Origin of the sequence: Gardnerella sp. DNF01141, from assembly GCF_049244255.1 — a bacterium.
Lineage (GTDB): Bacteria > Actinomycetota > Actinomycetes > Actinomycetales > Bifidobacteriaceae > Bifidobacterium > Bifidobacterium vaginale_E.
The window spans coordinates 369,272-386,126 of the sequence record NZ_CP058391.1; the positions used below are offsets into that span (position 1 = coordinate 369,272).

A 16,855-nucleotide genomic window follows, 5' to 3' on the forward strand; every position below is an offset into this window, starting at 1 on the left:
TCCGTAAATCTTAAAATCTTACTTGCTTTTTCGAGTATTACTTGCTTTTTCGAGCGTTTTCGCGCATCAATTGCACAAAGCGGTCAAACAGATAGGAAGCGTCGTGCGGGCCTGCTGCAGCTTCCGGATGATATTGCACAGAGAACGCTGGAATATCAAGGCATTGCAAGCCTTCTACAACATTGTCGTTCAAGTCAATATGGGAAACTAGCACGCGACCAAAGTGACCGTTTTCGTAAGGAGATTGAACAGGTCCGTCAAGAGGAGCATCCACTGCGAAGCCGTGATTGTGAGCCGTAACTTCCACTTTTCCGGTTGTAACGTCTTTTACAGGCTGGTTAATACCACGGTGGCCAAACTTTAGCTTGTAAGTGCCAAATCCGAGAGCGCGACCAAGCAACTGGTTTCCAAAGCAGATGCCAAAGAACGGATATCCTGCGTCCAAAACTTTACGCAAAAGCTCAACCTCGCGATTTGCTTGGCCAGGGTCTCCAGGACCATTCGAGAAAAATACGCCGTCTGCGTTAAGAGCCTGCAGCGATTCGAAGCTTATTGAGGAGCTTACAACATGCACGCGGCAGCCGCGCTCAGCCAAACGGTGAGGAGTCATAGATTTAATACCAAAGTCGACTGCTACAACCGTGTAAAGCGAATCTTTTCCTTCAAAATCTCCGCAAGGCTCAATCGTATACGTTTCTTTAGTACTGACTTCATCCGTTAAACGCAAGCCCTGCATTTGAGGAGTCTGCTTAATTTCGTCAACGAAAGAAGCGACGGTACGAAAAGCCCCGGTTGACGAATCAACCAGGGCCTTATTAGAAAAAATGCCGGCACGCATAACGCCTACCGAGCGTAAATGACGTACCAGCTTTCGAGTATCAATACCACTAATGCCAACGATACCTTGCTTTTGTAAATCGTCTTCCAAGGAACCTTCAGCGCGCCAATTGCTAACTACTGGGCTTGGCTCCTTAACCACGTAACCCGCAACCCAAATGCGATTAGATTCAGGATCTTCGTGATTCATTCCCGTATTACCTATGTGTGGGAATGTTTGAACTACGATTTGTTGATCATAACTTGGATCAGTTAATGTTTCTTGATAACCAGTCATGCCCGTGGAGAACACAATCTCAGCGCGCGTAGAACCTTGCGCACCAAAAGGCTTACCAACGTAAACCTGACCATCCTCCAACACCAATACTGCATCATCACTGCCGAATCCGGCAAAGGTGTCGTTGTAATCCACCTTAACCCCCTTATGGCTTTAGGATATTCGTGGCAAGTCTACTCAGATTGGCGGACGGGCGACGCGCCGGCGATAAGTTATTGCGCATCCTGCATTCTTGAGTTCGTCTATGAGTTTTGTAACTGATTTAGTTTTTGGTTTTGACGAGGCTGGAAAAATTGTGTTTGCGTGCGTCCCGTCCTTCGGGCGCTCTGGCTGCTAAAGGCGCTTATTGTGTTCGCCTATCTTTAAAGAATGTAGCTTCTCAGTCCTCTTTTAGCACTGAACACAATTTTTCCAGCCTCTCAACATACTAAACAACAACACAAAACTCATAGACTCGTGCAAAAAGTTACGCAAAGTGCGTGGAATAGCGCAATAACTTACGCTTTGTCTTGTAATTGATAGGAATGTTTAGTGTGGCATAAGCAGAGCATTAGTGCTAGTGTTAGCTAATCAACAGAAATCGATGGAAACAGAGCACAACTGCAAAGCTTATTACTCGGCAGCAGCTTCTTCGGTAGACTCTTCCGTAGCAGCGTCGTCAGTAGAAGCTTCGCCATTAAACTTTGCTAAGCAAGCGTCTTTATCTGCCATAATCGCGCTCAAAAGACCGTGAATAAACGCAATAGCTTCCTCATCGCTATACATTTTTGCGAGCGCAATCGCCTCGTCAATCGCAACCTTGTCTGGAATTTCCTCGTTAAGAAGCATTTCCCACACCGCAATGCGCAAAATATTGCGGTCAATAACTGCCATTCTGCCAACTTTCCAGCCGGTTGAATAACGGTTAAGCGTCTTGTCGATTCTGTTGCGTCGCTCTCCTACGCCTCGAACAATCTCAATAGCGTACTCTGGAAGCGGAGTTTGAGCGCCAGGCTCTTTAACGCGCTCCTCTAGCAAAGAAAGAATAGGCTGATTCTTTTCATCCGCCTCATAAAGCGTATTCAAAGCCCTCTTACGAGCAGTGGAACGTGCCATAATAGCGCCCTTCTGTGTAACGTATAAAAATTACTTAATAAAGTTGTATTAAAAATTACGCGACCCAGCAACGAATAATCGCCACCGGGTCACACTATAAAAATTATTTAGAAATAAATAGCTAATTTAATTAGATAACTAATTTTTTAATTAGATAATTAATTCTTTAGTTTTCGCGACCAAGGTAAGAGCCGTCACGAGTGTCGACCTTCACCTTTTCGCCTTCACCCACGAAGAGTGGAACCTGGATTTCAGCACCGGTTTCCACGGTTGCAGGCTTAGTGCCAGCGTTAGAACGGTTGCCTTGCAAGCCTGGCTCAGTGTGCGTAATGGTCAAAATTACGGAAGCTGGAAGCTCAACGCTCAAAGGAGTGCCGTCATGGAAGCTTACGATGCAGTCGGTGCCTTCAAGCAAATACTTGCTCTGCTCACCAACCAAAACCTTAGGAATATAAACCTGGTCGTAAGTGGTCATGTCCATGAATACAAAGTTGTCGCCATCTTCGTAGGAGTATTGCAAGGTACGATTATCAACGGTCTCGAACTCCATCTTCATGCCGGCGTTAAAAGTCTTGTCGACAATCTTGCCCGAGAGCACGTTCTTGATGGTGGTACGCACGAATGCAGGACCCTTGCCTGGCTTCACATGCTGGAATTTAACGACGGTCCAAAGCTGACCATCAAGGTTCAAAACCGAACCATTCTTAATATCATTGGTAGTCTGTGCCACGAGTTACCCGTTTCTTTCGCTAATAAAGCTGCAATTTTAGCAGCTTAAGAAATAAACCTTGCTTATTATGCCACAAAGCGTCAACTAATTAAAATAACAACTAAAATAACAACCGCATTTAACGCAATTATTTGTTACTCTGATCGTTTTGTTCCGAAGACTCTGAGTTTTGACTACGACCCATTGGAATATAGCCACCTTGATCATCCTTAGGATGTGGAGCATCAAAAGGATACCCATTGCCATCTCTACTTAAAAATCTATCGCTCACTTTTTTAATTCTATCTTCGCACTTGCTTATAACAGCTTTTATTTTTTGATAAGCTTGCTTTAACTCTTGATAATTATTGCTGCTTTTAGCAAGAGCATTGCCAGCATCATTAATAGCATTTTCTAGACTTTTAGAAGCAGCAGCTAAAATAGGCAAATTTTTCGCTTTTTCTACAAGTTCTCTAGCTTTTTTAACAAGATTTAATAATTGATCACCAAAAGCAGTTCTGCTAGTTTTTAGTAAATTCTTTGCATGCGTTTTAACAGAATTAGCATCTTTACGCAAAGCATCCAATTTGTCTGAAAGCTTATTTTCAACTGTTGTAGAATCGTAAGAATCCGCGCCAAGTGGGCATACTGGAATATCATCATTTAAGTCATCATTAGCATAGCTTAGAGAAGATTCAAAATCATCTGCAGCGTCTTTAGTGGCATCAAAATCTTCATCAAAATCAGCAGCTTTTATATTAGAAGCATCTTTAACATCTTGACTTGATACAATTTTTTTAAGCTCTTCTTTAGCATCGATTACTTTTTTGCGCAATTGAATGCAAATTTTAGAAGGCTCACTTGCTTTTAGATTAGGCTTAGAGTTATTAGCAAATAATGCAAACCATAATCCAGCAACAACTCCGATTGATATAAGAGATACACAAACAATAACAGCAATATCCTTTTTATCGCTTAACAAGGAGTTGTTTGAATCATCATTAGAAGATCCAAAAATATTTTCTTGCTCATACTGAGCAGGATTATTAAAAGAATCCAAATCGCTAGTATCTTGATATCGATTATCATTGCCTTCCATGTTATAGAGATTATTACAATCTTTTGATATTTTTCAATCACATATAAAAGCATCATTACAAAACATTAATTTATAATTATTTTTACAAAAAAAGAACATAAACTAACATAACTTCCTTTTTTGTTTACATGCGTCTATATAATGAACACGTTCGAACAAAAACGAACATACACATGATTTAACCCAGAAGGAAAACCATGAAGAAACATATATTCGCATCTTGCGCATGCGCAGCAATGATTTGCTCATTAATACCAGTTCATCAAGCCATTGCTAGCGAAGAATTAAACACAGGGTTAACGCAGCAAAAAGAATCTGTTGCGACTAATCCAGAAAACAAAGAAAACAAAGAAAACACACTAAACACTTGGCATGAAGCAAAATATCAGGGATTCTTTGATCCAACTCCTACTGGGCTAAAGTGGAAGTTTGACGAATCCACCAATACTCTTGAAATATCAAAAATTAACGGAACAGATTTTGCATCCAACTCAATTGAAAAGATAATTTCATCTAATAAAAATAATCCAGATGGCGTAAATTTTGATACATCTAAAGTCAAAGTCATAAATATTGTTCAATCAGGCGATCAAACTGAAAATGCTGGAAAAATACAACTCGGCAATGGCGCTAGCAATCTATTTTCAAACTTTGCAAATCTAGAAACAATAAACAATTTGGATTTATTTGACACTTCTAATGTAGAAGATATGTCTGGAATGTTTTCTTCAACTCCTAAGCTAAAAAACATTAATGGAACTAAAGACTGGGATACAAGCCGCGTAACAGATATGAGCAGCCTGTTTGAAGATAGCGGAATAATCAGCATAAATCCAATATCTAACTGGGACGTTAGCAACGTTGAAAACATGCAGCTAATGTTTAGAAACACAAAAAATTTGCACACAGTTCACGGATTAGACGAAAAGTGGAACACTAACAACGTTACCGACATGACTAGCATGTTCGAAGGTAGCGCAATCGAATCTGCAGACGGCATTAGAAACTTTAAAACGCGCAATGTTCATCATATGAACAACATGTTCTACCAAGCACATAACCTTTCAAACGTTAAGGGAATTACTTGGGACAACACCTACTGCGATGAAGCAACTGGAATGTTTGAAGAAAGTGGATTAACAACTACCGAAGGCCTAGAAGTGTTTACAAACAACAATCTTTCTTCAATGGGAAGAATGTTTATGAACGCCAACAAGCTAGAAGACATTAAAGCGCTTGAAAACTGGGATATTAGCAATACTAACGACATTGGCAGAATGTTTACTGGAACAACCGCGCTTAAAGAAGCTAATCTTGGAAAATGGAAAACTTCTTATGTTGGAAATATTGTTGGTCTTTTTGAAAACAGTGGCGTTAAAAAGATAACTGGCTTAGAAAATTGGGATACAAAAAACATTTGGAATATGGGAAAAGTATTTTCAAATACTCTTAATTTAATGCAAATACCGGGAATCGAAAAATGGAACACTTCTAGCGCAACAGATATGAACGATATGTTTGCAAACTCTTCTATAACTTCGCTAGATATTTCTAAGTGGGATTTAACGCAAGCTCTTAATATTCAAACTGGTTCATTAAACCAAGGTGTTAAAAACATGTTTGGCGGCAGCAAAATCGATGATATTACTATTCAATCTGGAGTTGACCTTAAGCAAACAAATCTTTCGGCACTTACTGACATTTGGAAAGAAGCAAGCGCACAAGGTGGAAATCTTCGTATTAAAAAAGGTGGATTCTCAAATAGTGCAGAAGAATTAATAAAAAATAACGCAAAATCAAGCGATAATAAGGCTCCTAGAAGATTCTTACGCGGATACTTTATGGCCGCAATAGAGCACGGTGATGCTAGTATTAGTTGCTTGGTTAATACAAATGGAAAGAATAATTTTGTTGATGCAATTGTTAATTGCCAAGATGCAGACAACAAAATAGTTGACTTCCATAATCTAGATACAAACGCAGCAAATACAACTTTAGCTGCAATGCTCGGATTAAAAGATGAAGTGATTACAGATTGGAATAATGGCAACTCTGTTTTTAACACAGATTTAAGCAATCTTGATTTCAGTAAAGATTTTAATTTGACTGTTAAAACAACTGTTAAAACTCAAAGTACTCAAACGGAAAATTCAAACGTTGTTGAGCCTAGTGCAGATGAATCTTTGGGCTCTGATTTGGATTCTGACTCGAATTCTAATTCGGATTCTAATTCGGATTCTAATTCGGATTCTGATTCTGATTACAGTTTGCTCAAGTTATATAGACTATTAGCTTCGTTCAATCAAAATGACTATAACTATAGCCGTTATTATCAAGCTAGCGCTGCTGCAAAAGCATATTCTGCAGAACCATCTAAAATTGCGGAAGCTAAGACTGCAGAAACTAAGACTGCAGAATCAGCTCAATCGCAACAAGAAAATCAAGATACTTCTTACAAAGCAGAAATCACCAAAAAAACTGCAACAAATAAGAAGCATACCGAGCCAAGCAGCAAATCGAGCAGCAATAAGGCTGATTCCAAAGATTTGCAAAGCAATGATTCTAAAGAAAACAATTCTAAAGATGATGATTCAAGTAAAATCGTAAATAAAAAGAAGGGCGCACTAAAAAATAATAACTCTATCGCAAAATCAGCCTCTTCAAACAAGAATACGAATGTATTAGCGATTGCTATATTAGTTGTATTTGGTTCTACAATTTCTGGAATTGTGACCTTTGTTTTAAAGAAAAACTAAAACATTTGCAATAATCTTCCGCAAAATGTTGTTCTACACGACACGTTTTACAACATTTTGCGGAAAACTCTAAGATTTTTAGATATTTATTAAGCGCCATATTGAAGAAGATATTTAGCAGCGCGCGAAGCTAATTCCTCACTCATTACAGGATTTCCGTCGTCGCCTTTAATACGCTCAGCTGCGGCGAAAATTTCGCGCACGTTTGCAATCGGCAAAACTGGGAATCCGAATTCTTTCTCTACTGCTTTTACTGCTGAAAGCTCGCTGTCTTTTGTGCGCTCCATTCTATCTACTGCCAAAATCAAGCCAACGACTTCCACCTTTGCTTCCGCTTTAAGCTTCGGCAAAGTTTCGCGAACTGCAGTTCCAGCAGTCATCACATCGTCAACAAGCAGAACTTTCATGCCGTCTTTTAACGGTTTTCCAACCATAATTCCGCCGTCGCCGTGATCTTTACGCTCTTTGCGGTCGAAAGTAAAGCCGACTGGCATATTGTGATTATTTGTTAAAGCCATTGCTGTAGAAACTGCCAGCGGAATGCCCTTATAAGCAGGGCCGAAAACAGTGTCGATATTTTTCGGAAGTTTGCCGTCTTCGATTCCTGCAATTACGCGCTGAGCGTAGTATGCGCCTAGATTTGCGATTTTCATGCCGTCGTCAAAAGCGCCCGCGTTAATAAAATAAGGCGATTTACGACCAGATTTTAGCGTAAAGTCACCGAATTTAAGCGCGCCTGAATCGAGCAAAAACTTTGTAAAACGCTCGTCTAATTCTGCCATAATTAGCTCTCTTTCTTAAAATATTTTTTAAATACTTTCTAAATACGCTTACTTTCTTAATTTCAGCGCCAAGTTTTGCCTTCAGCAAGCAAAGACGCAAGCTTTGGACGCGAATCAAGCAAATTATCAAGCTCGCGAGCAATGCGAATCGGAGCAGTAGGGTCCACCAAAGCGGCAGCACCAACTTCTACAGCATTCGCTCCAGCATACAAGTATTCCAAAGCTTTTTCGCCAGAATCAATGCCACCAATGCCAATAATTGGAATATCTGGCATAGCTTGGCGAACTCGCCACACGAATCCAAGTCCAATTGGGAAAATAGCCGGACCGGAAACGCCGCCCGTGCGGTTTGCAATAATCGGCTCGCCGGTTCGAATATCAATTCGCAAACCAACAAGCGTGTTAATCATGCTTAAAGCGTCTGCTCCAGCATCAACCGCAGCTTTACAAATCGACACAATATCCGTCACGTTTGGCGTCATTTTTACAATCATCGGCTTATCTGTCATTGCGCGAAGACGCGTAATTAAGCGGTGCAATGCAACCGGATCCGTACCAACGCTCATTCCGCCGTGAGTTACGTTCGGGCAACTAACGTTAATTTCAAGCATGTCGGCCGCAGAATCAGCGAGCTTTTCCACAACTTGCGCATAATCGTCGTCGCTGTGTCCAGCAACATTAGTAATAACAAGCGCTCCCATGGATTTTAGTTTTGGCAACTCGTCAATAAGATAATGGTCAACTCCCGGATTTTGCAAGCCGACTGCGTTTACCATTCCAGAAGGAGATTCTGCAGTGCGCGGAGAAGGATTTCCTTCCCAAGGAACTGGAGAAACGCCTTTAGTGCAGATTGCGCCAAGTTGACTCACGTCGTAAAAGCGCCTGCATGCTGCGAGTTGGAAGGTTCCGGAAGCTGTACCAACCATGTTCTTCCACTTAACGCCCGCAACTTGAGTTGGATGCTTCCACACATGGCTTGTGTCAAAGCCTAAAGTTTCAGCGGAATTTGTTGCAGAATTTACGCTATTTTCGGAATTATTTTCGGCATTTACGCTATTTACAGAATTATTTACAGAACTCATGATTTTACTCCCAACCCAAACGATTCGCATCAAAAACAGGACCGTCGTTGCAAACTTTCAGCCTGCCTTCCAAAGTGTCAACCACGCAAGCAACGCAAGTTCCATAACCGCATCCCATACGCGCCTCAAGACTCAGCTGGCATTTAACGCCGCGCTCATGCGCCCAGTGAGCCACAGCTTTCATCATTGGCAATGGTCCGCAAGACAAAATAACCGTTGGCAAATCGTCGTCGAAATCAAAATGCTTAACTTTTTCAAGTTCGTCAAGAAGCGTAATAACAGTTCCTTCAGCATTCGTAATACTGTGCACGTCTGAAATATATTCCTTCATTAAGTCGTCTGCAAAACGCTTACTACGGTAGCCAAGAACTGCCGTTACGCTAGAATCCTTGCGCGCACCCAAAGCCTGAGCTGCGAACATTAAAGGCGGCACACCCAATCCGCCACTAACTAGCACGTAATGCGCAGGAGAATCAATATTAAAGCCCAATCCCAAAGGACCTAATGCGTCAACTTTATCTCCAGAGCGAAGATGCGAAAAAACTTCCGTACCCTTGCCAACAACCGCAAAAATAAGCGTAAAAGTATCTCCATCAACGCTTGCAACTCCAAAAGGACGCGGAAGCATAGCAGTTGGGTCAGGGGAATACAAGTTCACAAACTGCGCAGGAGTAGCTTTCTTCGCAATCTCCGCATCCCGCAAAGTCAAACGATACACGCCTTCGTCAAGCTGCTCGTTATTAAGCACTTCTACAGACCTGCGCCCCCAAAGACGCGAATATTTTGCGCTTTTACTTTCATCCTCACAAGTTGAACCGGAAGAGTCAAAAGCGTCTTCACGTAACGTAACTATGGCGTTTCCATAGGCTTTTCGCGTTGGAATAAACATGCCATCACTCATGTGGTTTCCCCTACCCTTGTATGTGTTTTGTACCGTTGCGTTTTATTTTTAAGTTTTAATTATATTTTTAGTTATATTTATTTTAGTTATACATTCTAGCGATACACCGCAGTCCGCAAGTCGTCGCGCATATTTCTAGCAGCAACAGCTGCAGATTCGCACACAATATCAAGAATATTATCAAGAGACATATTTCCTTGATTTTTAGCGTAATCTTCAGACTTTTTCCACGCGCCAATAATACCGCGAGAAGAGTTTACAATAGCACCATCACCGTTTGCATCAAACATTCCAGCAACATCTTGAGCCGTGCCACCTTGAGCGCCGTAGCCTGGAACTAGGAAGAAAGTGTGCGGCATAATCTCGCGCAAACGCTTTCCTTCTTCCGGATGCGTAGCGCCCACAACAGCACCAACCTTGGAATAACCGTGCTTACCAATGCTTGAAGTACCCCAGTTTTCAATCAAATCCGCCATATGCTCATACACTGGCTTTCCGTCTTGCAAAATAAGCTCCTGAAGCTCCTTGCTAGAAGGATTCGAAGTGCGAAGCAGCACAAAAATGCTTTTATTATGCGAAACTGCTTCATCAATAAAAGGCTTCACACCATCCGAACCCATATAAGGGTTTACTGTAAGCGAATCTTCATGCCAAACGTCCAGATTTTTAGAGCTTTTTAGAAGATTTTTAATAGATTGAGGCAGTACGTTACCAGTAGCATTTTCGTCTTCAAAATATGCAGAAAGGTTAGCAAAACCGCTTAAATGAGCCGCATATTGACCAGCTGTAGAGCCAATATCTCCGCGCTTTGCGTCTCCTATTACGATTAGTCCACGCGATTTTGCGTATTCGCAAGTCATTGCGTACGTGTCCATTCCGGCAGAACCTAGCGCTTCATACATTGCTATTTGTGGCTTTACAGCAGGCACAAAATCCGCAACCGCGTCAATAATCGCACGATTAAACTCAAAATAAGCCGTAGCTAAAAGCGTTGGCAGCGCTTCTTCGCCTTCTACTTCTTGCAAAACTTCGTCTGCAAGAGCGCTAATAACTTCCGCAGGAACAATACCAGGTTTAGGGTCCAATCCCACAACGCTAGGATTTTGCTTTGCTGCAATCGCATCAATTAATTCATCCATTTACTACCAACCTAAATTATTTATTTCAATCACATTATTGAAAAAACTTCAATCACAGTCTTGAGAACGCAATTTCCGAACCAATAATCGTCGCAACCGGCCTGCCTGTAAGCTTCCAGCCGTCAAAAGGAGTGTTTCGAGCTTTAGAATGGAAGGAATTTGCGTCAACCACCCACTTTTCTCGCATATTAATCAGCACTAAATCAACGTTTTCAGGATGCTCAGTAATATTTAAGCGCAAAGTTCGCTTGTTTGCGCAGCGTGAAGAAACGTTAAGCAAAGCCGCAATATCCGTAGGTCTTCTGCTCATTAATTGCATTGGATTTACTGCCATTAATTCGATTAAATGCTTGTCATCCGTGTATCCTGCATCAACCAAAACTTTGCGGCACACGCCGTACGCGCATTCAAGCCCAATAATTCCGTTAGGAGTTTCTGCAAAATCGCCCGATTTTTCTTCCGCCGTGTGAGGCGCATGATCTGTTGCAATCATGTCGATTGTGCCGTCTGCAATAGCAGCGAGAGTTGCTTGACGATCTGCTTTAGAACGAAGCGGCGGATTCATTTTTGCCATTGAACCGTACTTCAGCACATCCTCGTCGCACAAAGCCAGGTAGTGCGGAGCTGTTTCGCAAGTAATTGGCAATCCCTCTTTTTTCGCTTTACGAATCGCTTCAAAAGCTGCCGCCGTGCTCACATGCTGAAAATGCACGTGCACCCCAGTTTCGCGGGAAGCGTCAATATCTCGCTGAACTATTGCAAGCTCTGTTGAAGCTGGGATTCCGCCAACGCCAAGCATTTTTGCAACCGGCCCATCGTTTACTGCTCCCGTATCATGATGCTCACAATGCTCAACAAAAGGCAAACCAGTTTTCTTCGCCATAGCTAAAACATCTCGCAAAATCGGTTCAGGAACTGCAGCACCGTCGTCGCTTATGGCGGTAATAGGATGCTTTTTCATAGGAGAAGTTTTTTCGGCGTCGCTAATTCCTGCAACATACTTTTCCCAAAGCTCAATATTGCTTGGTTTTAAGCCTTTACGACCCAAAGATGCGCACACGCTTAAATCGTAGCGAACCGGTAATTTTACGCCGTAAATGCAGCCGTAACGCTGCAAATAGTCAACTACGTTTTCTACATCAAAAGGAGCATCTTCCCAAGGCTCGCAGTCAAGAGCAGGAACAGTATTCGGCATAATCAAAACTTGCGTATAGCCGCCTGCCGCCGCAGAATCTGCGCCGGTCATCATGGTTTCTTTTTCAGTTTGACCAGGATCCCTAAAATGCACGTGCGGATCAGCAAAACCAGGAGCAACAACCAAGTCGCTTGCATCAATATCACCAGAAATGCGCGCATTGCCTTCTATAAGCGCATCCTGACGAACGCCATCAACAATAAGATCAATTCGCTCGCCAGTATCCCACACGGAGATATTGCGCAAAGTTAATGTGCCAGCTTCGTTCATATCACTCCCGTTTTGCCTAAGTTTTCGTAAGTTTTCGTAAATTTTGCGTAAGTTTTCGTAAATTTTACTTATTTTCTGCTTCTTCGTCACAATACATGCAGCGATACTCATGCCTTACGGAATCAGCCTTGTAGAACTTGCGTTTAAGAGTTAGCTCACTGTTTGTTATGCAGCGAGGATTCGGGCAAGTAAGAGTTTCAGGCGCATTCTCGTCGGTTGTGTGCACGCGAGGATCTGCCAAGGAAATTCCGTGCGCGTCAACCGATTGCAGCTCGTCTTCTGTAACGTTCACAAAATCGGTTGGCTCGTAGCCGCAAAGCTCGTCGCCAAGAACGGAACTTTCCAAAGCCATGCGCATAAGCATACCGTTTTTAACCTGCTCAAAGTATGCTGCGCGCGGGTCGTTATCAACATCAACAGCAATCTCGTTAATTCGAGGAAGCGGATGCAGCACAGGCATATGCGACTTAGCTTTCTGCAATTTTTCTTCCGTCAAAATATACGTGTCGCGAAGTCGCAAGTATTGCTCGCGATCCGTAAAACGCTCTTCTTGCACGCGAGTCATGTAAAGCACGTCCAAGTTGCCAATTACTTCCATCAAGTCGCGAGTTTCTTCGTAAGAGCACGATTCGGTTGCGTTTATGCGATCAATAACATATTGCGGAGTTTTAAGCTCATCAGGACTAATTAGCACAAAATGAACGTTTCCAAAGCGGCATAAAGTTTCAATAAGCGAGTGAACTGTACGACCATATGTTAAGTCGCCGCACAAGCCGACAGTGAGATTATTGAGTCGACCAAAACGAGCAAGAATAGTTGCCAAGTCTGCAAGAGTTTGCGTAGGATGCATGTGTCCGCCGTCGCCCGCGTTAATAATAGGCGTGCTCACAGCTTGCGTTGCAACAAAAGCAGCACCCTCCTTTGGGTGACGCATAGCGACTACGTCAACGTAGTTAGAAACGACTTTCAAAGTATCGTTTACAGTTTCACCTTTACTTGCGCTGGAAAGTTGCGCGCCTGCAAAACCGATTACTTTTCCGCCTAAACGCAGCATTGCGGTTTCGAAGCTTAAACGAGTGCGCGTGCTCGGCTCATAAAAAAGAGTGGCCAACACTCTGCCATCGCAAGTGTGAGCCACTTCTTTACGGTGCGAATCAATGTATCGCGCTTTGTCTAAAAGCATTCGTATTTGCGCAGTTGAAATATCATCTAATGTAACAACACTTTTACCGGCAAGAGAATTTGCAATCGTGCTGCAAGAAAAAGTCTGATGCAAAGAATTAGAAGAACTAGATGAATTAGAAGAACTAGAGGCGTTCATTGCGTTCGTCATAAATATCGCTTACCTTTCGTCAGTTGGCAAGACGGCCGCAATCACACGCGACCTACACAATTTTACTGATTAGCGTTGACGAATCCCACATCCGGAGTGGCGACATACTAGCATTAACTACAGCAAAAATTAGCGAGCGTAGAAAAGACGAGACATGATTTCTCGGCACTGACGCATGGTTGCTAAAAGATCGTTTTCAAAAACGCGGCCCTGATTCGGCTCGTAGCCAAGGTAAGTGGCGATTCCGCCCAAAGAATACGAGTCTGTTGGAATCACATCCGCGCGAGACATTGACCCAGACCACAGGAAGTTCGCGTTGCGCACTGCAGAACACATATGCCAGCAGCGCTCCAAAATTTGAGCATCCTCATTCTCAATCAAATGCTCAGATTGTAAAGCTTTCAAAGCTTGCATTGTGCCGACCACGCGCAAAGACTCGTAAGTGCCAGCGTATTGCAATTGCAAAAGCTGAACAGTCCACTCAACGTCGCTTAAACCGCCGCGGCCAAGCTTCAAATGCCTGTCCCTACTAACTCCCCTAGGCAAACGCTCAGCTTCCATACGCGCTTTAAGCTTACGAATTTCAGCAAGCTGAGATTCACTAAGAGGATTTTTGGCGTAACGCAAATCGTTCACAACGCCATCAAGTAGCGCATCAGCCAACTCTTTTGAACCTGCAGCAAAACGTGCTCGAAGCAAAGCTTGATGCTCCCAAGTACTAGCCCATTGACGATAATACTTTTCACAAGACTCCAGCGAACGAACAAGCGGACCGTCTTTTCCTTCCGGACGCAAATCCAAATCAACCATGATTTTCGGCTCAAGAGTAAGAGAACCTTGCAAAATATTTCGCAAAATATCTACAGTTGTTTGCGCAAAACGGTGAGCTGCTTCTAAATCGCAATCTTCACCAACCGGCTTGTAAACTACCATTATGTCTGCATCCGAACAGAAGTTTACTTCCCTACCGCCGTAGCGGCCAAGAGCAATAATCGCAATTTCTGCTTGAGGAGCGGTAAAATTCATGCGCAAAGCAGCCTCGCGCATAGACCAGCACAAAGCCGCGTCTAAAACAGCGTCAAAAACATCGCTCATAGCGCGCATAGAAGTATCGTCATCAATAAGACCACACATCCAAGCTAAAGCAACGCGCTCAATTTCCTGACGGCGAAGAGCGCGCAAAGACTGCGCAAAATCCGCAATATTACTAGCATAACGAGCAACCATTGCGCTAGTTTGCATGTCGAGACTTGCTCTATCTCGCGCAGATAGCACCTCATCGTCGCCAAGCCAAGTAATAGACTGCATAGACTGCATCATGGCGTCACCAAGATAGCGCGAATCTGCCAAAACGTGGCAAAGACGCTGAGCCGCGGAAGGAGAATCACGCAAAAAACCAAGATACGTATTCTTACCGCCAAAACGCTCCGCAAGACGCCGCCACGCAAGCAAACCCATATCCGGATTCTGGCCGTCACCAAGCCACTTCAACACCGCTGGAAGAAGAATTCTATGAATTTTAGCAGCCCTAGAAAGCCCTTCTGTAAGCGCTTCAACATGCAATTGTGCAGCTGCAGCATCCGCAAAACCAATAGAAGCAAAGCGCGCACGAGCAGCTTCCGGCGAAAGCACAATAGGATCTGCATCCGTTTGAGCATTAATCGGAAGCATAGGACGATAGTAAATATCCTTATGCAAATTGCGGATTTCGCGGCGAGCTTTATCAAAACGCTCAACCAACTCTTCCGGCCGCAGCCGCACAGCACGCGCAAGACGACGAATCTGATCATTATTATTAAGCTGCTCGGTAGAAATTGTGCGCGCACGATCCAAACCGCCGTTTCCTTGCGCACCCAAATCAGGGAATAAATGCGTGCGATGCATGTTCCACATTTGTTGACGATGCTCAAGAACACGCTCAAAACGGTAGTGTTCCGCCAAAAGCGCTGCCTGAGACCTAGAAACGTATCCGCCTTGAGCCAACGCCTGCAAAGCAGAAATAGTATCCCTTACTCGAAGCGACTCATCCTCACTTCCGTGCACAAGTTGCAGCATTTGCACAGTAAACTCAACGTCTCGCAAACCACCGCGTCCAAGCTTCATGTCTAAATCGCGCTGCGAAGATGGAATAAGCGACTCCACACGCTGACGCATATGCTGACAGTCTGCCACAAAATGCTCGCGGTGAGAAGCCTTCCAAATAAGAGGCTCAACCATAGCACGGTAAGCTTTTCCAAGATCCGCATCACCCGCAGCAGGACGCGACTTCAAAAGCGCTTGAAACTCCCAGCTACTCGCCCACTTTTCGTAATATTCACGGTGAGATTCAAGACTTCGAACAAGAGGACCATCCTTACCTTCCGGTCGAAGCGCAGTATCAATCTGCCAAAGAGGCGGCTCCAAAGAGCCAACAACTGTTGACTGACACACTTTTTGTAAAACCATCGCAATAGACGCGCCAACGCGCAAAGCAGCATCCTGATTCTGCTTGTTTCCGGAATCTGCAGGCTCAACAACATAAATCAAATCAATATCGGAAACGTAATTAATTTCTTGCGCACCAAGCTTACCCATAGCAATAATCGCAAACCTACACGCGGAGGAACCAGTAACCTGTCCGCGAGCAATCGCTAAAGCAGCCTCCAAAACAGCATCCGCCGAGTCGGAAAGCTTACGGCTAATATCCGGCTGCACTTCAACAGGGTCAGCGCTCGCTAAATCAGCCGCCATAATTGCAGCAACATGCTCACGATAGCGCGCACGAAGAGCAGAAACAGCTTGAGCAAAGCCAAGAGAAGTCAAGTAAATTGTGTTAGAAGCATCATTTGCCGAAGAAACCACAGTAGCCTTGTAAGCCTGAATTGCGCAAAGCAGATCAGCGCAACGCTCATCTAAAGTCATTGAAAACAGATGATTAGGATCATATGAAGCCGCTTTAATAAGATCCGGATGCGTGCGCATAAACATTCCCATAGCGCTAGAAGCACCAAGCACCTGCATAAGCGAAGCAAGCGGACAATTCATAGACGATATTGTAGACATTGAAGCAATATCAGCAATAGTTTGCGGCTGCGCCTGCATAATATTTTGAAGCGCAACTAAAGAAGCATCCGGATCTGCGCAGCGACTTACGCATTCAAGAAATTGCTGCAGACTAACAGCATGATTCATGCAATTTTCGCAAATATTTACGATAGTTTCGCGCGCAAAATCCGGGCGAGCAAAGCCAGCTCTAATAAGACTTCTGGAAGTGAGTGCGGAAGAGTTTGCGCTGCTTTCGTTTAAGTTGGTTTCAGCAGTTGCACTATCTGTTCTATTCGCACTTTCCATACCGCAACTCTACACTGTGGTGGCGTACAAAAATCCCTCGCGGATTATCG

At 43.5% G+C, this 16,855-nt stretch carries 12 protein-coding genes; 1 reads left to right on the plus strand and 11 read right to left on the minus strand.

Annotated features, from left to right (window positions below):
* Positions 1–37: 37 nt before the first annotated feature.
* The 4 genes from carA to HXT35_RS01405 all read right to left on the minus strand — a co-directional run bounded on the left by carA (position 38) and on the right by HXT35_RS01405 (position 4,017).
* Entirely contained in the window at positions 38–1,249 is a 1,212-nt protein-coding gene (carA, locus tag HXT35_RS01390; protein WP_004127171.1) for a glutamine-hydrolyzing carbamoyl-phosphate synthase small subunit, read from the minus strand.
* Positions 1,250–1,726: 477 nt separating this feature from the next.
* The gene (nusB, locus tag HXT35_RS01395) at positions 1,727–2,209 is read right to left on the minus strand and encodes a transcription antitermination factor NusB (protein WP_004127168.1); all 483 of its coding nucleotides are present in this window, start codon (positions 2,207–2,209) and stop codon (positions 1,727–1,729) included.
* A gap of 166 nt (positions 2,210–2,375) precedes the next feature.
* A complete protein-coding gene (gene efp, locus HXT35_RS01400) occupies positions 2,376–2,939 on the minus strand; it encodes an elongation factor P (RefSeq protein ID WP_004111770.1) in 564 nt (187 codons plus the stop codon).
* Between the two features lie 127 nt (positions 2,940–3,066).
* A complete protein-coding gene (locus HXT35_RS01405; protein WP_004127165.1) occupies positions 3,067–4,017 on the minus strand; it encodes a hypothetical protein in 951 nt (316 codons plus the stop codon).
* Between the two features lie 197 nt (positions 4,018–4,214).
* Here HXT35_RS01405 and HXT35_RS01410 point away from each other — a divergent pair, with 197 nt between their 5' ends.
* The gene (locus tag HXT35_RS01410; RefSeq protein WP_004127156.1) at positions 4,215–6,773 is read left to right on the plus strand and encodes a BspA family leucine-rich repeat surface protein; all 2,559 of its coding nucleotides are present in this window, start codon (positions 4,215–4,217) and stop codon (positions 6,771–6,773) included.
* Between the two features lie 89 nt (positions 6,774–6,862).
* On the opposite strand, the gene pyrE is transcribed toward HXT35_RS01410, so the two are convergent.
* The 7 genes from pyrE to HXT35_RS01445 form a co-directional block, all read right to left on the minus strand.
* Positions 6,863–7,555, minus strand: a complete 693-nt coding sequence (pyrE, locus tag HXT35_RS01415; RefSeq protein ID WP_421788209.1) for an orotate phosphoribosyltransferase — start codon at positions 7,553–7,555, stop codon at positions 6,863–6,865.
* Positions 7,556–7,617: 62 nt separating this feature from the next.
* Entirely contained in the window at positions 7,618–8,637 is a 1,020-nt protein-coding gene (locus HXT35_RS01420; protein WP_004127150.1) for a dihydroorotate dehydrogenase, read from the minus strand.
* A gap of 4 nt (positions 8,638–8,641) precedes the next feature.
* Positions 8,642–9,538, minus strand: coding sequence for a dihydroorotate dehydrogenase electron transfer subunit (locus tag HXT35_RS01425; protein ID WP_004127147.1), 897 nt, complete (start codon positions 9,536–9,538; stop codon positions 8,642–8,644).
* 95 nt (positions 9,539–9,633) lie between these two features.
* Complete coding sequence (pyrF, locus tag HXT35_RS01430) at positions 9,634–10,677, minus strand: orotidine-5'-phosphate decarboxylase (RefSeq protein WP_004127144.1); 1,044 nt, start codon at positions 10,675–10,677, stop codon at positions 9,634–9,636.
* A gap of 52 nt (positions 10,678–10,729) precedes the next feature.
* Positions 10,730–12,142: a dihydroorotase gene (locus tag HXT35_RS01435; RefSeq protein WP_004127141.1), complete on the minus strand. Its 1,413-nt coding sequence runs from the start codon at positions 12,140–12,142 to the stop codon at positions 10,730–10,732.
* A 64-nt stretch (positions 12,143–12,206) separates the two neighbouring features.
* Positions 12,207–13,475 carry an aspartate carbamoyltransferase gene (gene pyrB / locus HXT35_RS01440; protein WP_004127138.1) on the minus strand — a complete coding sequence of 423 codons (1,269 nt, stop codon included), beginning with the start codon at positions 13,473–13,475 and terminating at the stop codon, positions 12,207–12,209.
* 129 nt (positions 13,476–13,604) lie between these two features.
* On the minus strand, positions 13,605–16,805 hold the full coding sequence (locus tag HXT35_RS01445; protein ID WP_004127135.1) for a bifunctional [glutamine synthetase] adenylyltransferase/[glutamine synthetase]-adenylyl-L-tyrosine phosphorylase: 3,201 nt from the start codon (positions 16,803–16,805) through the stop codon (positions 13,605–13,607).
* Positions 16,806–16,855 lie beyond the last annotated feature (50 nt).